Genomic DNA, 25,974 nt, shown 5'->3' with positions numbered 1-25,974 from the left:
CCGTGCGGTCAGTGCGCGGCGCAGCCGGCGGCGGGGGCCGGCGCGACCGGCGGTGCGCCGATCGTCGGCAGACCCAGCAACACCCCGGGGGTACGCGGGGAGCGACCCGCCTCGGCCGCGTCGCCGGCCCGGGTGCGCCGGTGCGCCACCGGTGCTCCGTCGGCGTTCAGGTGGTGCGGCGCGGCGTACGTGATGGTGGTGTGCACGATGTCGCCCGGCCGGATCTGCCCGGCGAGGGACTCCCCGTCGGCGGTCTCGGTGGCGAAGTGCACCAGTCGACCGTCCCGGGCCCGACCCGACATCCGGCCGGTCCGCTCGTCCTTACGGCCCTCGCCGACCGCGACCAGCACCTCGACGGTCTCCCCGACGAGGCGCTTGTTCTCCGCCCAGGTGATCTCCTCGACGGCCGCGACCAGCCGCTCGTAACGCTCCTGCACGACCTGCTTGGGCAGTTGGTCGTCCATGGTCGCGGCGGGGGTGCCGGGCCGCTTCGAGTACTGGAAGGTGAAGGCCGAGGAGAACCGGGCCTCCCGGACCACGTCCAGGGTGCGCTGGAAATCGGCCTCGGTCTCGCCGGGGAAACCGACGATGATGTCGGTGGTGATGGCCGCGTCCGGCATCGCCGCGCGGACCTTCTCGATGATCCCCAGGTAGCGCTCGGAACGGTAGGACCGGCGCATCGCCCGGAGCACGTCGTCGGAGCCGGACTGCAACGGCATGTGCAGCGAGTGGCAGACGTTCGGCGTCTCAGCCATCGCCGCGATCACGTCATCGGTGAAGTCCTTCGGGTGCGGGCTGGTGAACCGCACGCGCTCCAACCCGTCGATGTCGCCACACGCCCGCAGCAGCTTGCCGAACGCGTACCGGTCACCGAACTCGACACCGTACGAGTTGACGTTCTGCCCGAGCAGGGTCACCTCCAGCACGCCCTCGTCGACCAGGGCGCGTACCTCGGAGAGGATGTCGCCGGGGCGCCGGTCCTTCTCCTTGCCGCGCAGCGCCGGCACGATGCAGAACGTGCAGGTGTTGTTGCATCCCACCGAGATCGACACCCAGCCGGCGTACGTGGACTCGCGGCGGGTCGGCAGCGTGGAGGGGAAGACGTCGAGGGCCTCCAGAATCTCCACCTCGGCGGCGGCGTTGTGCCGGGCCCGCTCCAACAGCACCGGCAGCGCGCCGATGTTGTGGGTGCCGAAGACCACATCCACCCAGGGCGCCTTGCGAACGATGTCGCCCCGGTCCTTCTGGGCCAGGCAGCCGCCGACCGCGATCTGCATTCCGGGATGCTTGTCCTTCACCGGGCGCAGGCGGCCGAGGTTGCCGTAGAGCCGGTTGTCCGCGTTCTCCCGCACCGCGCAGGTGTTGAAGACGACGATGTCCGGGGTGTCGTCGGTCGGCACCGCGCGCACGTAGCCGGCCTGTTCGAGCAGGCCGGAGATTCGCTCAGAATCGTGCACGTTCATCTGGCAGCCGTACGTCACGACGTTGTAGGTCCTAGCCACCCTCTTGGTGCCCCTTCCCCTCGGGCTACCAGGGTAGCGGCCCGTTCGGTGACCCCCACCCACCGGCATTGACCCGCCGGCCCATGGCGGGCATCCACGACGGGCAGTACGCTGCACAACAAGGATGTGTTCTGGGCGATTTCGGGGGCTTTGCACTCGGCGCCGACGATGCGCGGCTCCGTTCACGGGGGAGCACATGACGACCCGCGGGAGGCCAACCGTGACGCGACAAGAGGCGACGCAGCGCACCGTCACGACGTCGGACGGACGGCACCTCGCGGTGGAGACCTCGGGCGCACCGGACGGACCGGCCGTCTTCCTGTTGCACGGCACCCCGGGCAGCCGCAGTGGCCCCCGGCCCCGAGGCATCGTCGTCTACCGCCTCGGCGTACACCTCGTCTGCTACGACCGCCCCGGGTACGGCGACTCCGACCGGCACGAGGGTCGACGGGTGGCCGACGCCGCGGCCGACGTGGCGGCGATCGCCGACGACCTCGGCATCGACCGGTTCGCGGTGGTCGGCCGATCCGGTGGCGGGCCACATGCCCTGGCCTGCGCCGCGCTGCTACCGGACCGGGTCACCCGGGCCGCCGTGCTGGTGGGGCTCGCCCCGGCCGGGGCACCCGACCTCGACTGGTACGCGGGCATGGCGGAATCGAACGTCGAGGACTACGGGCAGGCCGACGAGGACCTGGCTGAGCTCACGCTCAACCTGAAGGTCCGGGCGGAGGAGGCTCGCCGAGACCCGATGACGCTGCTGGACTTCCTCCGCCCCCAACTGCCCGACGAGGACATCCGGGTCGTCGACGACGTCGCGATCCGTCGACTGCTGACCGACATGTACGCCGAGGCGCTGCGGCACGGCCCCGAAGGGTGGATCGACGACGTGCTGGCGATCCGCCGCGGCTGGGGGTTCGACCTGGGCGCCATCCAGGCGGAGGTCCGGCTCTGGCACGGCGAACAGGATCGGTTCTCCCCGGTGGAACACTCCCACTGGCTCGCCTCGCAGATCCCCCGCGCCGAGGTGCAGGTGCAGCCCGGCGCCGCGCACTTCGGGGCGGTGGAGATCCTGCCGCAGACCCTGACCTGGCTGGCCACGCCGGACCTCGCGACCAGCCCGCAAGTCTGAGCACCCGCCAGACCGGGTGCCCGGTCAGATCGTGTGCGGGTCGATCACCCGGACCACGAACCGCCGTTCCCGCAGGGTCTGCACGGTCGGATGCTCCACCCCGATCACCTCGGCCAACCGGTCCGCCACCACCCCGACGTCCTCGGTGGCGGGGCCGTCACCGGCCCTCCGCGCCACCAGTGCGAGATCACCGAGGCAGCGCAGCGTGTCCGGGTGGTCCGCGCCAATCACCGTGGCCAACCGGCCGGCCGTCTCCCGCAGCCGGTCCCGTGCCGACGCCCAGTCACCCTCCTCGGCGAGGCACACCGCCTGGTTGACCTCGGCCGCGAGCGTGTGCGGGTGGTCCGGCCCGAGCACCTTACGCAACTCGGTGACCGCCCGGGCCGCCGACGCGAGCGCGTCCGATCGGCGCCCGAGGGCACGCTCCGCCGCCGAGATGTTGCTCACCGTCGCCAACGCGTGCGGGTGCTCCGGACCGAGCCGGAGTCGCTCCTCGAACGCCAGACGCACCGCGGTCATCTCGGTCAGTGCCCGAGCCGCGTCACCGACCGCCAACAGGTTCGCCGCACGACTCGACCGGCACGCCACCGTGTCTGGATTGTCCGGACCGAAGCGGTCGTCGAGCTCCCGGTAGGCCGCCTCGAACAGCGGCGCGGCCTCACTGCCCCGACCGGAGCTGCGCAGCGACACCGCCAGGTTGACCTGAGCGGCGAGACTCTGGCCGTCCTCCGGCCCGAGCACCTCGCAGCACGTGTCGTACACCGTGCGCAGCAGGGTGGCCGACCTCTCGTACTCGCCGGCCTCCCGCAGGTCACTGCCCAGCCGCACGGCGGAGACGAGAGTGTAGGGATGGTTGTGGCCGAGCACCACCCGCCGCCGCTGGAACACCTCGTCGTCCCAGCGACGGGCCGACCGGTAGTCGCCGACCAGCCGGTACGAGACGGCGAGGTTGTTGGCCGCGCTCAACGTCCGGGGGTGGTCCTCGCCGAACCCCTGGAGCCAGGAGGCGTAGGTGGACCGGTCCTGATCCAGGGCGTCGGCGTAGCGGCCGAGCGCCCGCAGGTCAGCGCCGAGGCTACCGGCGGTCATCAGACTGTGCGGGTGCAACGTGCCCAGCAGTCGGCGCTGCTCGGCCAGCACCGCCTCGTCCAGGTCCCGGGCCTCGCTGAACCGGCCCAGGCTGCGCAAGATGTTCGCCCGGTTGAACCGCAGGTGCAGCAGCTGCCGGCCCAGCGCCGACGCCTCGACCTCCTCGCGGGTGTCGCCGAGCCGGGCGCTCCAGGTCTCGTCCACCTCCTGGCTGAACACGTCGGCCTGGTCCAGACCGCCGCGCTGCCACAGATAACGGACCCGGTCGATCAGCAGCTGACACACCGGCTCGTCGGGGCAGGTCAGCGCCTCGGAAACCTCCAGGTGCGGCCACAGCATGCGCAGCCGGGCCCAGGTGGTCGGGTCGTCCACGTCGCCGCGGGGCCGGGACGCGGCCAGCACCAGGTGCACCTGGTGTCGGGCGGCGGCGATCTCGTCATCGGTCATCCGGTCCCGGACCACCGCCTGCAACAGCCGGTGCACCTGGACCCGACCGCCCTGCACGTCGAGTTTGAGCAGCGCCAGGCGGTTGATCTGCTGGACCAGGGCACCGCGCACGAGCCGCTCCGACACCGACGGGTCGAACGGCACCAGGGCCGCCGCCATCTCGTCGCTGTAGATGAGGTCCAGGGCGATCTCCGGGGCCAGCACCGAACAGAGCTGCAACAACCGGTACGCCGCGGGCGCCTGCTCGAGCAGGCGGTTCAGCGACAGGTCCCAGGTGGCCTCCACGGAGAGGGCGCTGGGGCCGTGCCGCTCGATCTGCCGCAGGTAGTCGGCGACCGACGTGCCGGTGTCGGCGAGCCAGGCGCCCGCCGCCGCCACCGCGATCGGCAGGTCGCCGAGCGCCTCGGCCACCCGGTCGGCCTCCTCGGCGCTGATCGTGGGCACCCGCTGGGCGAGGTGCGCCACGCTCTCGGTGCGGTCGAAGACGTCCACCTGGATCGGGTTCGCCCGGTCACCCCAGGCGCGGTTACGGGAGGTCAGCAGAACGTGCCCGGGGCCCTGCGGCAGGAAGGGCTCGATCTGGTCGAGCTCTTCGGCGTTGTCCAGCACGACCAGCCACCGCTCGTACGGCTCACCACGGCCGAGCACCTGCAACACCGACCGGACCGTGTCGGGCAGGGTCGGCCCGACGAGGATGCCGAGGCGACCGGCGAGGTCGGCCAGCGCGGTGTCGACGAACTGCGGCGGGTCCGCCACGATCCACCAGACCACGTCGTACGCGGCCTTGAACCGGTGCACGTACTCCAGGGCCACCTGCGTCTTGCCGACACCGCCCATGCCCTGCAGGGCGACCGGCAGCACCACCGCGCTGCCCCCGCTCTGCAACTGCGCGCGCAGCCGCGCCAGGTCGTCCTCACGACCGGTGAACCGGGCGTTCCGGTTGGGCGCATTGAAGATCAACGGCTCGGTGCCGGGATACCGGGTCGCCCCGCCCGCCGGCCCGTCCGCCGACGACGGCACCGGACGGCCGACCAGCCGCAACACCCGCTCCACGGCGGTCGCGGCGCTGACGTTGACCAGGTTGGTGGAACTCTGGGACGGGAACTCCGCCAGTGGGCGCAGGTCGGCGACGTACACGGCGAGGGCGGTGGAGCCGGTGCTGGTGTCACGCTCCGGCAGACCACCGGACGGGGTCGCCACGTAGGCCGGCGAGACCACTGTCAACGTCCGCGGGGCCGGCGTACCGGCCGACCCGACCGCGGCGGTGGGTTCCACCACCTGCATCCCGGCCGAGCTGAGCACCCGCTCCAACCACTCGGCCCAGATGGCGTCCTCCGGCGCGTACCGGAGCACGATCTGGTCGTCGATCGCCTCGGTGCGTCGACGGAACCGGGCCTTGCCCCGTTCCCGCACCGACTCGTCCATCACCGGCAGCGCGGTCACCGCGCCGTCGGTGAGGACCCCGGTCAGCGTCTCGAACGCGGCCAGCAGCGACGTCGGCGAGCCGGGCGGGTCGCCGAACGTGGCGAGGGTCTCCTCGTACGCGTAGAACGGCCGGTACGGGACCTCCACCGCGGCCCAGTAACGCCGCCGTTCCGCCTCGGTCATGCCGGCCGGCAAACCGGCGAACCGGCGCATGGCCAGCAGACGACCCGCCTCGGCGCGCTCCTTCTCGGCCTGGTCGACCCGCATCGGCACCGGCAGGACCCGGATGTCGCGCCGCCGGTACCGGTCCCGCACCGAGTGCGCCACCCGGGCCGCGCCGTCGATGCCCTGGTCGCTGAGCGTGAAGCAGTCGACCAGGGTGTCCGGCAGGTGCAGGGTGCAGATGTCGGCGACGTCGCTCAACCCCGTCCGACTGTCGATCAGGGTGAAGTCGTACTGGCGCTTCATGTCCGCGCGCAGCGCCTCGAAGAACTGCGCCCCGCCCAGCCGGTTGTAGAAGTTGTCCCAGTCCAGCCCGCTCACCGACACGGCGTAGTCGCTGTTCTGCCGGCCGGCGGAGAGGAAGTCGAGGCCGCCACCGTCGGGGAAGTTCCAGCGCAGCGAGAACGCGTGTCGCCCGACCCGGGCGTACTGCTCCATCCAGCGGTCCGGCCGGTCGTCGACCCGGGTGGTCTCCCACTCGTAGTCACGGATCATGTCGATCACGCCGCTGGTGCCCTGGATCGCCTCGGCGTCGAGGAACGGGTGGAAGAAGCGGTGCAGACCAGGTGACTCAAGGTCCCAGTCGGCGACCAGCACCCGCCGGCCGCTGGCCGCCAGGATCCAGGCCACGTTGGCCAGCGCCATCGTCCGACCCGTTCCACCCTTGAACGAGTAGAAGGTGACGACCTGGCCGTCGCGATCGTTGTTCATCGGTCTTCTCCGTGGGGACGCGGTGGGCCCGGATCAGCAGGCGGGGACGCGGGGTCGGTGGGCACGGTCGAGCCGGCGGCGGGAAAACCGTCACGCAGGCTCGGCACCGGCTCGCCCGGTGGTTCGAAGGGGACCACCGGGCCGTACTTGAGGAACTGCCGGCGTGCCTCGGTGACCAGCGCCGGCATCAGGTCGACGAACTCCCGCATGCTGCACGCCCGCTTCACCTGGGGCAGCCCGGCGTTCTGCAGCAGTTGGGTCACCTCGGTGGCCCGGCGGGTGGCGTCCTGACTGTCGTCGTCGGTGACCACCAGCGGAACGACCCACTCGCGCAGGCCGCTCAGCATGCGGGCGAGGACCGCCGCCGCGTCCGGCGTCGCCGCGATCCACGGGTCGACCAGCAGCACGGCCGGCCGCCGATCGAGCAGCGCGGACGCCTGCGCGAAGTCCTCCGTACGGGCCGACAGCCCGAGCCGCTCGGCGGTGCTGGCCGCGTACTCGGCGGCGGGTAGCTGCTGGCTGCGCCCGTACGGCCGCCAGAGCCGGCTGCTGGCGGCGTAGCCGGCGGGGTCGCGACCGGTCGGCAGCCGGTCCCGGGTCGGGGCCAGCACGGCGACCACGAGGTCCGGGTCGGTCGGCGTCGGGCGGACGACCTCGTCCAGGCCGGGCGCCCGGGACGGACCCATCGGTCGCCGCTCGGCGGTGTGCACGATCCGGCTCGCCAGTCGACTCAGCAGCAGCCGGTACGGCCCTTTGTAAGAATCCAGCATGTGGAGCGCGCGGAGGCCGTTCTCGGCGTACTCCGGGACGTCCCGAGCCAGGTCCAGTGCGGCATCCAACTCCGGATGCGTCTCCCACGGGGGGAACGGGATCCACAGCACCGGGGTGAGGTGACCGGCGGTGGCCCGGGCCGGCCCGGCGGCGGCCAGCCGGGCCCGGAAGGACTCCTGCTCCCCCAGTGCCCAGGGCCGGCTGAAGTAGCCGGGCGAGTAGAGCGGGACGAAGACCTCGGCGTCACCGAGCGCCTCGGCGAGGGCGGCCTTCCAGTCGGCGCCCAACGGAATGTCCTGGTCGAAGAAGCCGATCCGCATCCCGGCCACCGGTCGCGCCTGGCGCCGCACCTCGTCGGTCAGGTCGGTGAAGAATTTACGGACCCAGGCGTCGGCGTCGGCGTCGGCGCGGGCTCCGGGTGCCGGCGCCGAGTGGGCATAGCTGAGGAAGAAGTACGTCCCGCGCGACGCCGGGCGACGCCGGCCCGTCGGCGGACTCACTGCGGCTCCTCGACGAACCTGTTGCACAGCTCGTCCACGCTCGCTGGCACCCAGGGTTCGACCAGGTACGACCGGTGGATGTCCACGATCCGCTGCGCGAGCCGCCAGACCACCACCCGGTACATGTTCTCCCACTCCATGGACAGCAAGCCATAGACCCCCTCCCGCTGGTAGTGCGCGGCGATGCCGGGATCCGGCGCGGTCGGGGTGAAGCGCTGGATGTCGCGGAGCACCCGAGGCAGTGCCATGCCGCTCGTCGACGACCAGGTGACCGGCACGATCGCCGTCTCGTGGACCGAGGCGGAGCTGTGTCGCGGGGTGACCCGCCGCCGGGAGAACGCGTCCCATTCCCGGCCACACCAGTCGCTGAGGATCAGCGCGCTGGACACCAGCGGGACGAAGACCTGGCAGGTGCCGGCGGCCTGGAGAAGCTCCGGGCTCCACTGTTCCCCGCCGGCGATGGAGGTGTCCAGAAAACCGGCGTCCACTCCGGTTACCGGGCCGACCAGTTCACTGACGTGAACGGACAGGTCCACGAAGAACCGGGAGAGGTGCTCGGCGGGTTGGCCGGTGGCCCGGCCGACCGGCGCGCCCGAGTAACTGATGAAGAAGAGCGGGGCGCGCGCGCCGGAGGGTGCGTCCACTGTGCTCACCGCAGCCCCTCCGCCCTCCCCACGCGGCCGGACCATCAGCGTAGTCCCCACGTCAACGTCGCGCCGCCAACCGGTTCGTGGCGAACCAGGTAGTCGCGAAGTCGACAGCGGCTCGGGCCGGCAGCAGGCGGGCGTTGGCCCGCCCCACCCGGCCCTGCCGCACCAACGGTGTCGCGTCGAGCGCGGCACCCACCGTCGGGAAGTCCCGGTCGTCCAGATCGAGAGCCCGGAAGTCGAGGCGGACCCGCCGCCCGTCGACGAGGCGGAAGCAGTGGTAGTCGCGCTCGGGGGATGGCACCGGCAGCCGGTACTCGGCCAGGTGCAGGGCAGTGCACGCCTCGTAGCCGAGGCCGAGCAGAAGGACCTGCCCGTCCGCCGCGTAGAGCTTGCCCATCGGTGAGCGTTCGCCCAGGTGGCAGGTGAGGTCATGGCCGTCGGTGAGCTGTCGGGCCCGAGAGCCGAGCGCGGTGAACGAGGTCTGCGGGTGGTCACTGCGCACGGCACCGGGGGCGCACCGGACGTACTCGGCGAGCGCACCCATCCGCTGCGACGGGGTGGTCCGGCGGTCCCAACCCGGCAGCGCCGCCTCGTACCGTTCGCGCTGCGCCCGGTCCATGCCGGCGGTGGCCGCCAGGTGGGCCCGGGAGGTGGTCGAGTTGCCGTCGGTGTGGGTGGGCACCAGCAGCGTCCCGGCCGGGCCGAGGACGTCGCGCAGCGCGCCGGCGAGGGTCGCCGGGCCGTGCTCCAGTGGGCCCACCCGACGCAGGCCACAGTGCACCAGCAGGCACACCCCCGGGCGTACGCCCAGCGCCCGCAGGTCGTCGGCGAGGCGGGGGCGGCCCAGGGTGGGCGGTGAGTGCTCATCGGGACCCGACACGGGTCTCCTCCAGGGCGTGGCGCAGTTGGCCGACGAACCGCTCACCCGCTGCGGTGAGCGACCGGCTGGCCAGCAGCGCGTCGACGCCGTCCCGGGTCCAGGCCAGGAAGTGGGCCGCGTGCGCCGACGCCTCGCCCCGGTCGGTGGCCGCCCGGGCCCGCCAGACCTGCGTGACGGCGAGGTGGGCGTACACCCCCTGGAGCACGCCCTCCGGGGGCCGCGGGTCGGGGCGCCAGGGCACCCGGATCCGGCTGCCCTGGCCGGGTTCGACCAGGTCGTACAGGTCGAGCACCGCACCCAGCTTCGCGTGCTGCCACTCGTGCACGAGCAGCACCGCCATCGTCTCCGGGTCGGGATGGGGGGTGACGGCGACCGCGCCGAACGCGTGCCGGGCGGTCGCGCTCCGCAGCGGTCGCGCCGGGTCGGGCGCCAACGGGACGACGGCGCGCAGACCGCCGTCGAGCGCCGCCGCGTGCGCCGGCACGTCCCGCTGCACGACCCGCCAGGCCGCCGTCAGGGTACGCCCCAACGCCCCCGCCGCCGGAGCATCCAGGCGGGGCTGCACGGGCTGGCCGTAGCAGTCGCGGTACGGGTCGCCGTCCTCCAGGAGCAGCCGGCCACCGGGCACCGACACCTCGCGGGTCGGAAGCCAACCGGCCGACGGCGACGCCAGCGGCTCGAGGAGCACCGACTGCTCGGCCGACCCGCCCCGGACCTGGAACTCGCCGGGCCGGACGGTCACCTCGGCGCTCTCCCCCAGGCCCGGCAGCACCAGGCTGCCGAGCGTGGGCATCGTGATCGCGTCGGCCCGCGCCGGGACGTCCACTGTGGCCGCGACCCCGGCGCGCAGGGCCGCGGCGATGGCCAGGGCCGGCAGCGGGTCGACTGCCGTGGCGAGGCCGGGCGGGGCCGACGAACCGAGGCGATGCACCAGCGAGGGCCGGACGAAGGGGTGCGCCAGGACCGCCCGAACCGCCTCCGGCGCCACCTGGTCGAGGTGGACGAGGAGTTCCCAGGCGGCCGTGGTGCCGGACCGGTCCCGGCAGGCCGCCAGCAGCGCCCGGGTGATGGAGAGTTGGGTGGCCGCGAGCAGCGCCAGGGTCGACGCGGACCCGTGCCCGGTGGCCAGGTCGTCCAGCACCTCGTCGAGGGGGGAGGTGGCGGACCAGTCACCCGGCCCGGATCCGGTGACGGGCCGTTGGCGCGGCACGGGTCGGGTGGGCGGCAGGTGGGCGTCCACGGTGTCGATCAGGCGGAGCAGGTCGGCGCAGTACACCGACGGGTTGTCGAAGTCGGAGCCGGTGCGCCAGCGGTGGGCGTACAGGCCGCCGCCGCACCGGTCGACCACCGGGCAGGACCGGCAGGTCGTGCAGAGGCCGTCCACGCCGTCCTGCCGGACGGCGACCCCGGGGTGCCGAGCGGCTTCGTCCACCGAGTGGTCGAACACGTCGAATCCGGTGCCGGCGGCGCCGTGGTACGCGGTCTTCAACGAGTCGACCTGCTCCCAGGTGCCGTCCGCCTCGATGACCAGCACGTCGGCCGGGGCCAGGCCGAACGCCTCGGTGCCGCCGCCACCCGGGCGCAGCGCCTCGAACATCCGGATCGACACCGGGCGGCCGTCGTCCACCCACCTTCGGTGCAGCCGCCCCAGCCAGTCCGCGTACGGGGTGGGGCTGGGGCCAGGGCGCTGCGGGGGGTTGTCCCAGGTGGCATGGGGCAGCAACAGGTCGACCCGGGGCGGGCTCTCGGCCAGCAGCGCCTCGTACACCCGGTCGGGATCGTTGCGGACGTCGATCGTGCAGAGGATGCCGGCGTAGCTGGCGCGGTGTTCCGGCCGCCGGAGCAGGGCCAGCGCCCGCCGCACGTGGTCGTGGCTGCTGCCGCCGTGGGCGAAGACCCGGTGGCGGTCGTTGGCGGCACGGTCGCCGTCGAAGGACACCCCGACCCGCACGCCGTACTCGACGAACAGCCGGCACAACTCCTCGTCGAGCAGGACGCCGTTGGTCTGCATGCGCAGGTCGAGCCGTGCCCATGGGGTGATCGTGGTGCGCAACTCGGCCAGCACCTCGCGCAGCCCGGCGGCGCCCAGCAGCAGCGGCTCACCCCCGTGCAGCACGACGTGCACGATCGACAACTCGTGCTCGCGGGCGTGTTCGGCGATGCGCCGTGCGGCGGCCTGGACCGTGGCCGGCGACATCCGTGCCGGCCGGCCACGCCAGGTCTGGTCGGCGTGCTGGTAGACGTAGCAGTGGTCGCAGCTGAGGTCACACCGGCTGTGCACCTTCAGCACGAACTGACTGATCCGCCGGCAGGATCCGCCCATCGCGGATGGACCGCACCGGCAGACCATCACTCAGATGGACGAGTTGAAGGCGGCGACGGCCACGGTGCCGAACGGCGCGGAGTCGTTGGTGACGACGCGCAGGCGCACCGCCTCGATCAGATCGGCGTGCTCGACGGCGACCCGTTCCAGCGGGGTGTGCAGGCTGCGGGTCAGATCGACGAGGTCGGGACGGGATGGGCGGGTGGGTGCGTGGTCCACAATGAGTCTCCGGGGGCCGGGGCGCTGGGAGCGCGAGCGGCGGCTGTGGCTCGAACGGCTCTGGTCCGTGACCAGGATAGACAAATATCGACCAAGTGTCACCGTCGGTACCACTGTCGGCACGGCGAGTGGTAGGCCGCGGTGGAGGAGGAGTTGCCATGTGCCGGAGCATCAAGACGCTGCGTGAACCGTTCACCCCGCAGGTGACCGACGCGGACGTCGAGGCGGCGGCGTTGCAGTACGTCCGGAAGATCTCTGGCTTCCGGGCGCCCGCCGCGCACAACGCCGCCGCGTTCGACGCCGCGGTGGCCGCGGTGGCCGCCGCGACGCGCACCCTGCTCGACCAACTGGTGGTACGGGGCGCCGGATCGGGCACCACGGACCGGTCGGCCACCGCCGCCAGTTGACCGCCGCCCCGGGCTGGCCCGCCGGCACGACACCCGGCCGGCCCGACCCGGGCGAGGGTCAGGCCGCGGCGAGCGCCGGTGCGACCGTGTCCGGTGCCCAGCGCGAGCGGTGGCACTGCGACCAGCCCCGACAACCCGGGTCGCCCAACGAGCAGAGCCGCAGCTTGCTGAGCACCTCACCCTCATCGGTGTCCCGCACGTCGAAGTGCACCGGACGGACCGTGCCGTCCGGAGCGACGAGCAGGTGCCGGCCCGCGTCGAGAGTGTCGTCGCGCAACAGGCAGTTGCGGCCCAGCAATCGGGCCAGCGCGGCGATGCTGGCGTGCTCGGAGAGCTCCTCGGGCACCCCGTAGCAGTCCACCACCGTCGCGAACTCGCCCGGCGCCTGCCAGACGTCACACACCACCGCGTATGCCGGCAGCCGCGCCGGGTCGGCCGCCGCCAGCGGCATCACCACCCGACCAAGCGCCTCGGCCAGCGCCGGGTAGACCTCCACGGGCTGAGCCCCGTCGATTCTCCAGTTCCACAGCTCGGTCATTCCGCCTCCTCGCTGCGTTCGTCCCCACCGGCCTCCGGATCGGGCCTTACACACGATGGTGGGGGGCATTTGACCCCAGCCGGGGGCAAGTTACCGGTCTGTGACCATTCCGGGCAAAATTTCCCTGAGCGGCATTGCTCGGAGTAGCGGGAAGGTGACAGTTTATCGGGTATGGTGCGCCATCCGCACCACCACCAGCGCGTGTCCTCGGGTCGGTCAACCGCCTCTGATCAGCGCAGAACGACCAGATGCTCGCCCCGGGGCAGCAGCTCGCCCACCACGGGCGCGCCGGGCACCTCGCCGGCGACCAGCAGGCCACCTGAGGTCTGCGCGTCGGCCAGCAGCAGCCGCTCCGCCTCGTCCGCCGCGCCGAAGTCGGTCCACGGGGTCACCCAGTCCAGGTTGCGCCGGCTGCCGCCGCTGACGAACCCGTCGCGCAGCGCCTCCCGCGCGCCAGCCAGATAGGGCACCCGGGCGGTGTCGATGGCCACCGTGACCCGGCTGGCCCGGGCCAGCTTCGAGGCGTGCCCGAGCAGCCCGAACCCGGTCACATCGGTGCCGCAGCGGATGCCGGCGGCGACCGCCGCGCGGGCGGCCTCCCGATTGAGCGCGCTCATCGTGGCCACCGCCTCCGGGAAGCTCTCACCGGTGGCCTTGTGTCGGGTGTTCAGCACGCCCACCCCGAGTGGCTTGGTCAGCGACAACGGCACCCCGGCCCGCCCGGCGTCCAGGGTGATCAGCTCCTCCGGTCGGACCGTGCCGGTGACCGCGAGCCCGTACTTCGGGCCGTCGTCGTCCACACTGTGCCCGCCGGCCAGGTGACAGCCGGCCTCCCGCGCCACGTCCTGACCGCCGCGCAGCACCTCACGGGCCAACTCCAGCGGCAGCACGTCCCTCGGCCAGCAGAGCAGGTTGAGCGCCACCAGCGGGGTGCCGCCCATCGCGTACACGTCGGAGAGCGCGTTGGCCGCGGCGATCCGACCCCAGTCGTACGCGTCGTCGACCACCGGAGTGAAGAAGTCGGCGGTGCTGACCACGCCGGTCCGCTCGTCCAGGCGCACCACCGCCGCGTCGTCGCCGTGATCCAACCCGACCAGCAACTCCGCGGTGCCGGTCGCCGGACCGAGGCCGGCCACCATGATCTCCAGCTCACCCGGGGGAATCTTGCAGGCACAGCCACCGCCGCGGGCGTACTTGGTCAACCGTACGGGTTCGGTCATCCCCCCATGATCTCGACAACGCGCCACGATCGCCACCGCGGCTACCAATCGGTGACCGAAATCGGACGCCCGAGAACGATCGTGGCCGGTGTTACCGCTCCGTGACCCGCTGGGTTGCGTTCTGCCACATCACGCCGCCTACAGTGGCCGCACCGGGGGTCAACCGACCCCGCTCCGGGATACGACAGGGACGGTGAACGACGTGACGACGGGCGAACCGCTCATCGTGCTGGACGCGGTCAACAAGTGGTACGGGCCGCTGCACGTGCTGGACGACGTCTCGCTGTCGGTGGATCGGGGCGAGGTGGTCGTGGTGATCGGCCCGTCGGGCTCCGGCAAGTCGACGCTGTGCCGCACGATCAACCGACTGGAACCGATCAACTCGGGCACCATCACCTTCGACGGCCAGGTACTACCGGCCGAGGGCAAGCCCCTCGCCAAGCTGCGCAGCGAGGTGGGCATGGTCTTCCAGTCCTTCAACCTCTTCGCGCACAAGACCATCCTGGAGAACGTCACCCTCGGCCCGATCAAGGTCCGCAAGGAGAAGCCGGCCGCTGCCCGCGAACGTGGCCTGGCCCTGCTCGACCGGGTCGGCATCGCCAACCAGGCGGACAAGTTCCCGGCCCAGCTCTCCGGCGGCCAGCAGCAGCGGGCGGCGATCGCCCGGGCGCTGGCCATGCAGCCCAAGGCGATGCTCTTCGACGAGCCGACCAGCGCCCTGGACCCGGAGATGGTCGGCGAGGTGCTCGACGTGATGACCTCGCTGGCCAGCGACGGCATGACGATGGTCGTGGTCACCCACGAGATGGGCTTCGCCCGGCACGCCGCGAACCGGGTCATCTTCATGGCCGACGGCAAGCTCGTCGAGGACGCCTCCCCGGCGGAGTTCTTCGAGAACCCGCGCAGCGACCGGGCGAAGGACTTCCTCTCCAAGATCCTCACGCACTAGGCGTCCGTAGTGGAGCGCGCCGCACCTCGGTGGGCTCCGTTGAAGAAGGAGAAGAGTATGCGTATGAAGAGCGTGGCGGCGGTCGCCATGATGGCCTCCCTCGCCCTGTCGGCCGCCGCGTGCGGCAAGGAGGGTGAGCCGACCCCGAGCGCGGGCGGCACCGCCTCCGGCGCCGCTCAGGGTGACACCTGCAAGAGCTCCGGCGCGACCTTCACTCCGAAGACCGACGCGGCCATTGCCGGCAGCCCGACCTTCGAGAAGATCAAGACGGCTGGCAAGGTCTCCGTCGGCGTCAAGTTCGACCAGCCGAACCTTGGCTACAAGGACGCCCAGGGCAAGCGGTGCGGCTTCGACATCGAGATCGCCCAGTACGTGGCGAGCACGCTGGGCATCGACCCGGCGAAGATCGAGTACAAGGAGATCGCGTCGGCCAACCGGGAGACCGCGATCAAGGGTGGCGAGGTCGACTACTACGTCGGCACCTACTCGATCACCGACAAGCGCAAGAACGACATCTCCTTCGCCGGCCCGTACTTCGTTGCTGGCCAGGACCTGCTGGTCCGCAAGGACGAGTCGTCGATCACCGGCAAGGACACCCTCAAGGGCAAGAAGGTCTGCTCGGCCACCGGTTCGACCCCGATCCAGAAGGTCCGTGACGAGGGCCTGACCGAGCCGGAGAACATCGTCGAGTTCAAGACCTACTCCGAGTGCGTCTCGCAGCTGCTCGACAAGAAGGTCGACGCCGTCACCACCGACGACGCCATCCTCAAGGGCTACGCGGCGCAGAGCCCGAGCGAGCTGAAGGTGGTCGGCCAGCCGTTCAGCACCGAGAAGTACGGCATCGGCCTGCCGAAGGACGACAAGGCGCTGCGCGACTACGTCAACAACCAGATCGAGGCGTCGTTCGGCGACGGCACCTGGCAGAAGATCTACGACGGCACGCTCGGCCTGTCCGGCTCGGCGGGCACCCCGCCCACCCTCGAGCGGTACTGACCGAACGGCTCGACAACGAGTTGTGGCGCCGGGCGGGGCTCGTCCCCGTCCGGCGTCCGTCCGAGGACTGAGAGCGAGGCATGGGCGAGTTCTTCCGCGTACTGACGGACAACGGGCAACTGTTCGTTGACGGGTTCACCAACACCGTCAAACTTTTCCTGATCGCAGCGGTCGGCAGCCTCGTCCTCGGCACGCTGCTGGGCGCGATGCGGGTCTCCCCCGTGCCGGCGCTGCGGGCGTTCGGCGCCACCTACGTCAACCTGGTGCGCAACACCCCTCTGACGCTGGTCTTCGCGTTCCTCGTGTTCGCGGTGCCGAAGCTCGACGTCAACATCGACTATTTCTCCAGCGCTGCCATCGCGCTGACCGTCTACACCTCGGCGTTCATCTGCGAGGTGATCCGCTCCGGCGTCAACACGGTCGCCGCCGGGCAGGCCGAGGCAGCCCGAGCACTCGGGATGACCTTCGGCCAGGTGCTCACGCTCATCGTGCTGCCGCAGGCGCTGCGGGCGATGGTCCCGCCGATGATGAGCGTGTTCATCGCCATGCTGAAGAACACCACCATCGCCGCCGGTTTCTCGGTGCTGGAGGCCGGCGCGATCCCCGCGTACATGGCCGAGCGGGGCGAGCCGCAGTTCGCCGTCCTGCTCTGGATCACCATCGGCTTCCTGATCCTGATCCTGCCGCTGGTGGCGTTGCAGCGGATCCTGGAGCGCAAGTGGAGGGTGGCCCGATGAGCGAGCTGGCGAGCCGCACGGCCGCGAACGAAGGATGGTTGAGTTGAGCCAGGCGTCGATCCTCTACGACCTGCCCGGGCCTCGCGCCAAGCGGCGTAACGCGATCCTGGGCGTCGCCTCCACGGTCGGCATCATCGCTCTCATCGCCTACATCGGCTACAAGTTCGCCGACACCGGCCAGTTCGAGGCCCGCAAGTGGGAGCAGTTCCAGTACGCCTCGGTGCAACGCGAACTGCTCGGCGGGCTGTGGGCGACGCTGAAGGCCGCCGGCATCGCCGCCGTCCTGGCGCTGCTGTTCGGCGCGGTGTTCGCCAGTGCCCGCCTGAGCGACAAGTGGATCCTGCGTACCCCGGCGACCTTCGTCGTGGAGCTGTTCCGGGCGATCCCCCTCCTCATCCTGATCTTCTTCGGCTACTACGTGCCGTTGCAGTACGGCTGGTCGATCGACAAGTTGTGGGCGCTGGTCATCGGGCTGATGCTCTACAACGGCTCGGTGCTCGCGGAGATCTTCCGGGCCGGCATCAACGCGGTGCCGTACGGGCAGACCGAGGGCGCGTACGCGGTCGGCATGCGCAAGAACCAGGTGCTGCGACTGATCCTGCTGCCGCAGGCCGTCCGGTCGATGCTCCCGGCGATCGTCAGCCAGCTCGTGGTGCTGCTCAAGGACACCGCGCTGGGTTTCATCATCACGTACCCCGAGCTGCTCTTCGTGGGTAAGCAGATCGGCGGCCGGTTGCCGTTCGGGCTGCCGTACGTGCCGACGTACCTGATCGTGGCGGCGATCTACATCGCCATCTGCGGTGCGCTGTCGATCCTGGCCTGGTGGTTGCAGAAGCGGATGGGCCAGAGCCGGCGGACGGCGGCGAAGGTGCTGCCCGCCCAGAGCGTCGGCGAGGACTCCGCCCGGATGGTGTGACCGGGCCGTCCGGCGTGTGATCGACTCGAGTTTCTTGATATCGGGGTGTCCCAGCGTTGGGGACACCCCGATATCGGTAAGTTCCTGGTGATCGCAGCCGGTCAGCGGGCGATCTCGGTGACCCGGGACTCGCGGACCACGGTGACCCGGATCTGCCCCGGGTAGGTCAGCTCCTCCTCGATCTGCTTGGCCACATCCCGGGCCAGCACGGCCGCCCCGATGTCGTCGACGTCGTCCGGCTTGACCATCACCCGGATCTCCCGGCCGGCCTGCATGGCGAAGACCTTGTCCACGCCGAGCTTGCCGGCGGCGATCTCCTCGATCCGCTCCAGCCGCTTGACATACGCCTCAAGGCTCTCCCGACGGGCGCCCGGCCGCCCACCGGAGCAGGCGTCGGAGGCCTGGGTGAGCACGGCCTCGATGGTCTGTGGGGGCACCTCGTTGTGGTGCGCCTCGATGGCGTGCACCACGTCTTCGTGTTCGCCGTACTTGCGGGCCAGGTCCGCGCCGATGATGGCGTGGCTGCCCTCCACCTCGTGGGTGAGCGCCTTGCCGATGTCGTGCAGGAACGCCGACCGCTTGATGATGGGCACGTCCAACCGCAGTTCGGCGGCCATGATGCCGGCGATGTGGGCGGTCTCGACCAGGTGCTTGAGCACGTTCTGCCCATACGAGGTGCGGTAGCGCAGCCGGCCGAGCAGGGTCACCAGCTCCGGGTGGATCTCGGTGATGCCGACCTCGACCAGGGCGTCCTCGGCGGCGCGGAGACAGAGCTGCTCCACCTCCTGGCGGGCCAGGTCGTAGACCTCCTCGATCCGGTGCGGGTGGATGCGGCCGTCCATGACCAGCTTCTCCAGGGTCAGCCGACCCACTTCCCGGCGGACCGGGTCGAAGCAGGAGAGCAGCACCGCCTCGGGAGTGTCGTCGATGATCAGGTTGACGCCGGTGACCGACTCGAAGGCGCGGATGTTGCGCCCCTCCCGGCCGATGATCCGCCCCTTCATCTCGTCACCGGGCAGATGCAGGACGCTGACCACGCTCTCCGCGGTCTGCTCGCTGGCGACCCGCTGGATCGCGTCCACCACGATGTGTCGGGCGCGCTGCTCGGCCGTGTTGCGCGCGTCGGACTCGATGTCCCGCACGAGCAGCGCCGCTTCCCGCTTGGCAGACGTCTCGATCGCGTCGATCAGTTCCAGCCGGGCGGAGTCGGCGGTGAGCCCGGCGACCCGCTCCAACTCCCGGCGGCGCAGCTCCTCCGACTCGGTCAGCTCGGCCTCCCGCTGGGCGAGCGCGGCCTCCCGGGCGGCGAGGGCTGCCTTCGCGGCGGTGAGCTGCCGTTCCCGCTCGGCGAACCGCTCCACCTCCTCGGTGTGCATCCGCTCCCGCTCGTCCATCCGCGCCGCCCGGCGTTCCACCTCGGCGGCCTGCTCCCGGGTGGTGGCGGCGAGCACCGCGACCTCCCGCTCGCCGCTGCGCCGGGCTGCCGTCCGCAGCTGCTCGGCGTCCGCCTCGGCCTGCTTGTGGGCGCGTTCCAGAACGGTGTCCGCCTCGGCGCGGGCGTCGTCGAGGACCCGACGCGCCTCGGCGCGGGCCGCCTTCGCCTCGGCCTTCGCCGCCGCCGCCTCGGTACGGGCCGCGGCGGCGGCGGACTTCGCCACGTCGATCGTGCTGTTCGCCTCGTCGGCCGCGGTCCGCAGGGCGGCGAGGGACTGCTCCTGGCGGTCCTTCTCGGCGATGAAGGCGGGATCCTCCGGAGCGGGCGCGGCGCCCATCCGCCGCAGTGTCCGGATGCCGACCAGCACGGCGCCGATCACCACCACCGCGAGAACGAGGACGGCCGCGAGGAGCACGACGTCGAAGGTGTTCATGCCGGGACCCCGTCGGGTCTACCGATGAACCTGTGCCGCCGCCCCGCCATGGCCGCCTCCCCTAACGTCGAGACCGCAGCGACCGTGCCGGGGGCACACTCCTGCGGCTGTGGACGCCCGACCGGAGCGGCTGGCCGTGGATAGCTTTCTCCGCCGGCGGTGCCCGTGGGCAGCGTCGGCGACCGGGTGCAGTTGTCGCAGCGTTCCGGACCGGCCTGTCCGGAACTGCCGCCAAAGGCCGCGGAGTCGGCCAAAGTGATGCTGTTCTGTTACGCGATCTATGTTGTGCGCTTAGCCTGCGCTGGTCGGGCAATGTGAGCCTGTATGGCGAGGCTAGGTCGCCGGGGGTGCTTCGGTCAAGGACTCATGATCAAACCCCCCGAACGGAGAGAAGTTGAATCGTCACGCCACGCTGACATCTCGCCGGACAGGAGCGGACAAAATCCACGATGCGTACGGGCCGCCGAACACGTCAGGCCTGCTCAACCCGGGCCTAACCGTCAGTCGGACGAGCGGCTGTCGCGCTCCATCTCACCCTCGGCGTCGGCGAGCGCGTCGGCGTCAATCTGCTCGGCGAACTCGGCCGCCTCGGCGCTCTGCGCGGCGAGCGCGTCCTTCACCGCCCGGATGGCCACGCCAGGCGGGTAGCCCTTGCGGGCCAGCATGCCCACCAACCGGCGGAAGACCGCGTCCGGCTCACCTCGGGCGGTGCGCAGCTTGCGCTCCACCAGGGCACGGGCGGTGTCCGCCTCGGTCTCCTCGTCCAGCTCACCCAGCGCCTCGGTGGCCACCTCGCCGTCAACGCCCTTGCGGCGCAGCTCGTTGGCGAGCGCCCGGCGGGCCAGACCACGCCCGGCGTGCCGGCTGGACACCCAGGCCCGGGCGAACGCGGCGTCATCGATGATGCCGACCTCGTCGTACCGGTCGAGCACCTCGGCCGAGACCTGCTCGGAGATGCCCCGCTTGGCCAACGCCCCGGCCAGCTCGGCCCGGGTGCGCGGGCGGACGGCGAGCTGGCGCAGGCAGATCTCGCGGGCCACCTCGGACTCGTCGCGGGGCGGAGACTCGACGGCGGCCTCCTCGGACCCACCCCGGCGGCCTCGTCGAGGGCGGGGTGGGTCGGTGGCGTCGCCCGTACGAGGCGGACTGGCATCCCAGCCCCGCCCCGTACGGGCGCGTCGTCCTGCCATGGGTCAGCGACCGGTCAGAAGTCGACCGGCGGCAGCTCCGGGCCACCGGCGGCGTCACCCGCGCCGACCCCGACGCCGAGCTTCTCCAGGATCTTCTTCTCGATCTCGGCGGCCACGTCCGGGTTTTCCTTCATGAACTCCCGGGCCTTCTCCTTGCCCTGGCCGAGCTGGTCGCCGTCGTACGTGTACCACGCTCCGGACTTGCGGATGATCGCCTGCTCCACGCCGACGTCGATCAGCGAGCCCTCGCGCGAGATGCCCTTGCCGTACATGATGTCGAACTCGGCCTGCTTGAACGGGGCGGCGACCTTGTTCTTCACGACCTTGACCCGGGTGCGGTTACCGACCACGTCGGTGCCGTCCTTGAGACTCTCGATGCGTCGCACGTCGAGCCGGACCGAGGCGTAGAACTTCAGCGCCCGACCACCGGTGGTGGTCTCCGGGCTGCCGAACATGACACCGATCTTTTCCCGCAGCTGGTTGATGAAGATCGCCGTGGTGCCGGTGTTGCTGAGCACACCGGTGATCTTCCGCAGGGCCTGGCTCATCAGTCGGGCCTGGAGACCCACGTGGCTGTCGCCCATCTCGCCCTCGATCTCGGCGCGCGGCACCAGGGCCGCCACCGAGTCGATCACGATGATGTCCAGAGCGCCGGAGCGGATCAGCATGTCCGCGATCTCCAGCGCCTGCTCGCCGGTGTCCGGCTGGGAGACCAGCATGGCGTCGGTGTCGACACCGAGGGCCTTCGCGTACTCCGGGTCGAGCGCGTGCTCGGCGTCGATGAAGGCGGCGATGCCGCCGGCCCGCTGGGCGTTGGCCACCGCGTGCAGTGCCACCGTGGTCTTACCGCTGGACTCGGGACCGTAGACCTCGACCACCCGGCCACGCGGCAGACCGCCCACGCCGAGCGCCACGTCGAGGGCGATGGAACCGGTCGGGATCACGGCGGTCTGGATGACCGGCCGTTCCCCCAGCCGCATCACCGAGCCTTTGCCGAATTGCTTGTCGATCTGAGCGAGAGCAAGGTCGAGTGCCTTCTCCCGGTCAGGCCCTGCTGCCATGGTTGCCACCCCTGCCTTCGCCGGCGTCTTTGCTGAGCTTCGCGTCACGCGGACACGCTAGGCGCTAGGTCCGACAGAAAACCAGCCGACGGGCCGCGAGCTGTGGACGAGCACCCCGCTGTGGACAATAGCCGAACAGGTGTACGACTCGACAAGCGACACGCGGAACCGGCGAAAAGGCTGCTCAGCGTAGTCGGGCGGGCACGCGGTCGGGGTACGCGGCGCAGACCGCCCGCCACACCACCTGCGTCTGCTCCCCCGACGCCAGGGCCTGCTCGATGGTCCGCCCGCCGAGCTGCGACAGCACCTGATCGCGGGCGATGCTGGCCGCGTAGCCGGGCCCGAACGCCTCGTCCAACCGCGCCCAGAAGTCGGTCAGCCGCACAGTGATCAGCCCTCCTCGTCCGGCGCCCCGGTCGGCACCGGGCGCAACGCTAGCGCCACCAGGGGCACCACCGCGACCGCCGCGAGCAGGGTGAGCACGGGATAACCGGCGAACTGCATGACAAACCCACTGACCACGGCGGCCCCGGCCCCAGCCAACCCCATGATCAGATCGGACAGCCCCTGGACGCTCGGCCGCACCCCCGCCGACACCGACTCGGACAGCAGGGTCGAGCCGGCCACCATCGTCCCCGACCAGCCCAGCCCGAGCAGGACCAGACCGATCGAGAGCCGAGGGGTGTGGTGCCCGGCGGTGCCGGCGACCGCGCAGGCGGCCAGCAGCAGCCCGACCCCACCGAGGATCACCGCCCGTCGACCGAACCGGTCGGTGAGCCAACCGACCACCGGGGAGAACGCGTACATGCCGGCGATGTGCAGGCTCAGCACGATGCCGACCAGCCGCAACACGTCCGCGTCGGCGTGCGACTCACCGAGCCGGACCGGCGTCATCGCCATCACCGCCACCATCACCAGGTGGCCCACCGCCACGGCGGCGATGCCGAGTCGGGCGGCGGGCTGTCGGCGTACCACCGACCAGGCCGCCCACATCCCGGCGCCGCGCGGCGCGCGCACCCCGGCCGGCGCGGCGGCCGGGGTCGCACCACCACGGGTCGGGCCACCGTCCGCCGGCGCCTCGGCCGCCACAGCGGTCGCCGTCGCGTCGGCGGCCGGCGACGGATCGGCGGCGGTCGCCGCGAGCCGCCGCGCGGTGAGCAGCGGGTCCGGCCGGAGCAACCCGAGGAGTACGACGGCAGCCAGCACGAACGCGGCCGCGCTGAACGCGAACGGGCCGGCCAGCGGCGGCAACCCCCAGCCGGTGGTGACCCGGTCGGCCAGCGCGGCGGAGTTCGGCGCGGCCACCGCCCCGATGGTGGTCGCCCAGACGATCAGGGAGAGCTGCCGCCCCCGACGGGCCGGCTCGGCGAGGTCCACGGCCGTGTAGCGGGCCTGAAGGTTCGCGGCGGTGCCACCGCCGAAGAGCAGCATGCCGAGGAAGAGCAGCGGCACCCAGCGGGTGGCCGCGGCCAGCACCACCAGCGCACCGCCGACAGCGCCGACGGTGTACGCGAGCACCAGGCCCGGCCGGCGACCGTGCCGCGCCATGATCCGGGTGACCGGGACGGCGAGCAGCGCGGCACCGACCACCCCGGCGCTCTGCGCGACACCGGCCACCGCGGTCCCGGCGATCCGTGCGGCGAGCAGCGCGCCCACGGCGATACCGATGGTGACGCCGATCCCGCCGATGATCTGGGTGGTGAAGAGCAGTCGCAGGGTGCGCCGCTGGATCGACGTGACGTCGGGTCGGGCGGCGGTACGCGGCGCGGTCAGGTGGCTGGCCATCGGCGCTCCTCACGTCGGGGGTGCCTCATCCTCGCGCACCCACGCCGCCACCCGCCCGCCTGCCCGCCTGCCCGCCGCGCCAGCGGACCGTCCTCGATCTCCCCGTTATCCGGGTAGGGCGCGGGTCACCACGGTGAGGTCGCCGACCAATCCCTCGTACGCCTTGTCCTGGTCGTCGGCCCGCAGCACGGCGGACGGGTGGATGGTGGCCAGCAGCCGAGCCGGCGGCGCGTCCGCCCGCGTTCCGGCGTTGTCCACCGGCACCCGGGTGAAGTCGGCCGGGTGCTGGGCGGATTCCGGCCAGGGCAGCAGCTCGCCGCGCTGGCGGGTGACCCGGAAGGACGGACCGAGCAGCGCCTTGGCGGCGGTCGCGCCGAGCACCACCACGATCTCCGGACGCAGCCGGGCGAACTCGGCGACCAACCACGGGCGGCAGGCGGTGATGTGCGTCTGGTCCGGGGTCTGGTGGATCCGCCGCTTTCCGCGCTGCTCGAAGCGGAAATGCTTGACGGCATTTGTCAGGTAGAGGTGACCCGGGTCCAGCCCGGCGTCGTCGACCGCCCGGCGCAGCAGGCGTCCGGCCGGGCCGACGAAGGGCAGCCCCTTCTGGTCCTCCATGTCGCCGGGCTGCTCGCCGACCAGGACCACGCGGGCGCTCTCGTCGCCTCGGCCGAAGACCGTCTGCGAGGCGTCCCGGTACAGCTCGCAGCCCCGGCAGCCGCCGGCGGCGGTGCGCAGGTCGTCGATGGTGTCGGCGTCGGGCGGAATGAACCGCTGGGCGCCCGGAGCGCTTCCGGTCTGCTCGGCCATGCCGACTGTTATATACCCGTTCGATACTCGCTGCCGGTTGCGCCCCGACGCGCCGGCCGCTTCGCGTCAGTACCCGTTACCGCCTCCGTCCCCGCCGGACGCGATCGCGATCAGCACGATGATGATAATGATGATCGCCACTGCCACCGCGATCCACACACCCTTACGAGACCCGCCAGACGCCATGTCCCACACCTCCGGGCGCCTGCATACCCGTCCACACCGTCCCGAATCTTGGCGATCTGCACTTTCTGCGCCGACCACCCCCGGTCGCGCGAGGTCAGGTGGGAAAGCCTGAGGAGGGCGGTGGGTTCTCGGCCTGGGCCAGGGCGGCGGCCAGCGGGGCCAGGTCGGCGGTGTCCAGCGAGCTGACGGTGATGCGCAGGGCGGGCGGGGCGGCGATCCGGTAGAGAACGCCGGGTGCCACCGCCCAACCGGCGTCGCGGAGCGCGGTGACCGTGCTGGTCTCGTCCGCGACCGGCAGCCAGACGTTGATGCCACTGCGCCCGTGCGCGGTCAGGCCGTGCGCGGCGAGTGCGGCCAGCAGCCCCGTGCGCCGCTGCTCGTAGCTCTCCGCCGCCTGTCGCACCAACTCGGTGACCGCCGGGTCCCGCCACAGGGCGAGCACCAGGCGTTGCAGCACGGTGGAGACCCAGCCGGCGCCGACCCGGGTACGGCCACTCACCCGGGCCACCGTCGTCTCGTCGCCGACCAGCACGGCCAGCCGCAGGTCCGGACCGAAGGGCTTGCTCACCGAGCGGAGGAAGGCCCAACTCGCGGTCGCACCGGCGAGCGGGTGCAGGGGTACGCGGGCCAGTTCGGCCGCGTGGTCGTCCTCGATCAACAGCAGGTCCCGTCGGCCGGCGAGCAGCGTCCGCAGCGCCTCGGCGCGGGCCGCGGAGACGGCGGCGCCGGTCGGATTCTGCGCCCGGCTGGTGACGATCAGCGCCCGCGCTCCGGCAGCCAGCGCGGCGGCCACCCCGTCGGCCAACGGACCCTCGTCGTCCAGCGGTACGCCGATCGGGCGCAACCCGAGCGCGGCGACCAGGTCGAGCAGGTTGGCCCAGCCCGGGTCCTCGACCGCCACCGCGTCGCCGGGGCGCAGGTGAGCGCCGAGCAGCCGCTCGATGCCGTCCAGCGCACCGCCGGTGAGAGTCAACTCGCCGGCCGGTACGCCGTCGGCGCGCAGCCGGGCCTGGGCCGCCTCAGCCAGTTCGGGCAGCACTCCGGCGTCGGAGTAGCCGACCGACGGGCCGCCGTGGGCGGCGAGCGCCGCCAGATGCGGGCCCAGTGGGGGGAGTAGCCGGGGGTCGGGTTCACCGCGGGACAGGTCCCGGGTGCCGGGCAACGGTGGGGGACGCAGCGCGGATCGGCGGGCGGCCACCGGCGGGCGGGGGCGGACCCGGGTGCCGTGCCGACCGGCGGTGGCGAGCAGACCGCGCTGGCGTAGCTCCTGGTAGGCGCGGGCGACGGTGGCGGGGCTGACCCCCAACTCGGTGGCGAGCGCCCGCACGGGCGGCAGGGCGGCTCCCGGCGACAGGGCGCCGGAGCGGATGCCCGACTCGATGCTGGCCGAAATCTCGACGGCTGTCGTACCGGTGAGCTGATAGTGTGCTGGCACAAATACGAGAT

General features: G+C 71.8%; 21 protein-coding genes and 1 pseudogene. 6 read left to right on the top strand and 16 right to left on the bottom strand.

Annotation, left to right across the window (positions count from 1 at the left end; translation table 11 throughout):
* Window positions 1-8 precede the first annotated feature (8 nt).
* Window positions 9-1,502: a tRNA (N6-isopentenyl adenosine(37)-C2)-methylthiotransferase MiaB gene (gene miaB / locus EV382_RS00510; protein WP_130399711.1), complete on the bottom strand. Its 1,494-nt coding sequence runs from the start codon at window positions 1,500-1,502 to the stop codon at window positions 9-11.
* A 220-nt stretch (window positions 1,503-1,722) separates the two neighbouring features.
* Between miaB and EV382_RS00505 the strand changes: the two genes are divergently transcribed.
* Window positions 1,723-2,631, top strand: a complete 909-nt coding sequence (locus EV382_RS00505; protein WP_244236480.1) for an alpha/beta fold hydrolase — start codon at window positions 1,723-1,725, stop codon at window positions 2,629-2,631.
* A 24-nt stretch (window positions 2,632-2,655) separates the two neighbouring features.
* Here EV382_RS00505 and fxsT read toward each other — a convergent pair whose 3' ends face one another.
* From fxsT to EV382_RS00475, 6 genes are read right to left on the bottom strand one after another with little or no spacing between them, the layout of a single operon-like run.
* Window positions 2,656-6,525 carry an FxSxx-COOH system tetratricopeptide repeat protein gene (gene fxsT, locus EV382_RS00500; protein ID WP_130399709.1) on the bottom strand — a complete coding sequence of 1,290 codons (3,870 nt, stop codon included), beginning with the start codon at window positions 6,523-6,525 and terminating at the stop codon, window positions 2,656-2,658.
* On the bottom strand, window positions 6,522-7,796 hold the full coding sequence (locus EV382_RS00495) for a TIR-like protein FxsC (RefSeq protein ID WP_130399708.1): 1,275 nt from the start codon (window positions 7,794-7,796) through the stop codon (window positions 6,522-6,524). Before EV382_RS00495 ends, fxsT begins: the two co-directional genes overlap by 4 nt.
* On the bottom strand, window positions 7,793-8,449 hold the full coding sequence (locus EV382_RS00490) for a TIR-like protein FxsC (protein WP_165435689.1): 657 nt from the start codon (window positions 8,447-8,449) through the stop codon (window positions 7,793-7,795). Before EV382_RS00490 ends, EV382_RS00495 begins: the two co-directional genes overlap by 4 nt.
* A gap of 52 nt (window positions 8,450-8,501) precedes the next feature.
* Window positions 8,502-9,326 (bottom strand): AAC(3) family N-acetyltransferase, encoded by an 825-nt coding sequence (locus EV382_RS00485; RefSeq protein ID WP_244236479.1) that lies wholly within the window; start codon window positions 9,324-9,326, stop codon window positions 8,502-8,504.
* Complete coding sequence (locus EV382_RS00480; protein WP_130399706.1) at window positions 9,310-11,649, bottom strand: FxsB family cyclophane-forming radical SAM/SPASM peptide maturase; 2,340 nt, start codon at window positions 11,647-11,649, stop codon at window positions 9,310-9,312. Before EV382_RS00480 ends, EV382_RS00485 begins: the two co-directional genes overlap by 17 nt.
* 30 nt (window positions 11,650-11,679) lie before the next feature.
* The gene (locus EV382_RS00475; protein ID WP_130399705.1) at window positions 11,680-11,868 is read right to left on the bottom strand and encodes a hypothetical protein; all 189 of its coding nucleotides are present in this window, start codon (window positions 11,866-11,868) and stop codon (window positions 11,680-11,682) included.
* Window positions 11,869-12,026: 158 nt separating this feature from the next.
* On the opposite strand from EV382_RS00475, the gene EV382_RS00470 reads away from it, so the two are divergent.
* Window positions 12,027-12,275: a DUF2277 family protein gene (locus tag EV382_RS00470; protein WP_130399704.1), complete on the top strand. Its 249-nt coding sequence runs from the start codon at window positions 12,027-12,029 to the stop codon at window positions 12,273-12,275.
* A 58-nt stretch (window positions 12,276-12,333) separates the two neighbouring features.
* Here the strand turns inward: EV382_RS00470 and EV382_RS00465 are convergent, their stop codons facing one another.
* Window positions 12,334-12,813 carry a hypothetical protein gene (locus EV382_RS00465; RefSeq protein ID WP_130399703.1) on the bottom strand — a complete coding sequence of 160 codons (480 nt, stop codon included), beginning with the start codon at window positions 12,811-12,813 and terminating at the stop codon, window positions 12,334-12,336.
* A gap of 230 nt (window positions 12,814-13,043) precedes the next feature.
* On the bottom strand, window positions 13,044-14,033 hold the full coding sequence (gene selD / locus EV382_RS00460; RefSeq protein WP_130399702.1) for a selenide, water dikinase SelD: 990 nt from the start codon (window positions 14,031-14,033) through the stop codon (window positions 13,044-13,046).
* 202 nt (window positions 14,034-14,235) lie between these two features.
* Here selD and EV382_RS00455 point away from each other — a divergent pair, with 202 nt between their 5' ends.
* From EV382_RS00455 to EV382_RS00440, 4 genes are all read left to right on the top strand, one after another.
* The gene (locus tag EV382_RS00455) at window positions 14,236-14,982 is read left to right on the top strand and encodes an amino acid ABC transporter ATP-binding protein (protein ID WP_425271853.1); all 747 of its coding nucleotides are present in this window, start codon (window positions 14,236-14,238) and stop codon (window positions 14,980-14,982) included.
* A 57-nt stretch (window positions 14,983-15,039) separates the two neighbouring features.
* Complete coding sequence (locus EV382_RS00450) at window positions 15,040-15,975, top strand: glutamate ABC transporter substrate-binding protein (protein WP_130399700.1); 936 nt, start codon at window positions 15,040-15,042, stop codon at window positions 15,973-15,975.
* Between the two features lie 80 nt (window positions 15,976-16,055).
* Window positions 16,056-16,712 carry an amino acid ABC transporter permease gene (locus EV382_RS00445; RefSeq protein WP_130399699.1) on the top strand — a complete coding sequence of 219 codons (657 nt, stop codon included), beginning with the start codon at window positions 16,056-16,058 and terminating at the stop codon, window positions 16,710-16,712.
* Between the two features lie 34 nt (window positions 16,713-16,746).
* Window positions 16,747-17,628, top strand: a complete 882-nt coding sequence (locus tag EV382_RS00440) for an amino acid ABC transporter permease (protein ID WP_358090102.1) — start codon at window positions 16,747-16,749, stop codon at window positions 17,626-17,628.
* Window positions 17,629-17,729: 101 nt separating this feature from the next.
* Here EV382_RS00440 and rny read toward each other — a convergent pair whose 3' ends face one another.
* From rny to EV382_RS00405, 7 genes and pseudogenes are all read right to left on the bottom strand, one after another.
* Window positions 17,730-19,496: a ribonuclease Y gene (rny, locus tag EV382_RS00435; RefSeq protein WP_130399697.1), complete on the bottom strand. Its 1,767-nt coding sequence runs from the start codon at window positions 19,494-19,496 to the stop codon at window positions 17,730-17,732.
* Window positions 19,497-19,996: 500 nt separating this feature from the next.
* On the bottom strand, window positions 19,997-20,686 hold the full coding sequence (locus tag EV382_RS00430; RefSeq protein WP_130399696.1) for a regulatory protein RecX: 690 nt from the start codon (window positions 20,684-20,686) through the stop codon (window positions 19,997-19,999).
* Window positions 20,687-20,700: 14 nt separating this feature from the next.
* A complete protein-coding gene (gene recA, locus EV382_RS00425; protein ID WP_130399695.1) occupies window positions 20,701-21,747 on the bottom strand; it encodes a recombinase RecA in 1,047 nt (348 codons plus the stop codon).
* 184 nt (window positions 21,748-21,931) lie between these two features.
* Window positions 21,932-22,132, bottom strand: a complete 201-nt coding sequence (locus EV382_RS00420) for a DUF3046 domain-containing protein (protein ID WP_130399694.1) — start codon at window positions 22,130-22,132, stop codon at window positions 21,932-21,934.
* A gap of 5 nt (window positions 22,133-22,137) precedes the next feature.
* Complete coding sequence (locus EV382_RS00415) at window positions 22,138-23,532, bottom strand: MFS transporter (RefSeq protein ID WP_130399693.1); 1,395 nt, start codon at window positions 23,530-23,532, stop codon at window positions 22,138-22,140.
* 105 nt (window positions 23,533-23,637) lie between these two features.
* Window positions 23,638-24,378, bottom strand: a pseudogene (locus EV382_RS00410) (UdgX family uracil-DNA binding protein); the annotation flags it as partial.
* A 244-nt stretch (window positions 24,379-24,622) separates the two neighbouring features.
* Entirely contained in the window at window positions 24,623-25,963 is a 1,341-nt protein-coding gene (locus tag EV382_RS00405) for an aminotransferase class I/II-fold pyridoxal phosphate-dependent enzyme (protein ID WP_130399691.1), read from the bottom strand.
* Window positions 25,964-25,974: the final 11 nt, after the last annotated feature.

Source organism: Micromonospora violae (assembly GCF_004217135.1).
GTDB classification, from domain to species: domain Bacteria; phylum Actinomycetota; class Actinomycetes; order Mycobacteriales; family Micromonosporaceae; genus Micromonospora; species Micromonospora violae.
Note: the sequence above shows the minus strand (reverse complement) of the source record. Positions and strands in the feature narration are given on the sequence as shown.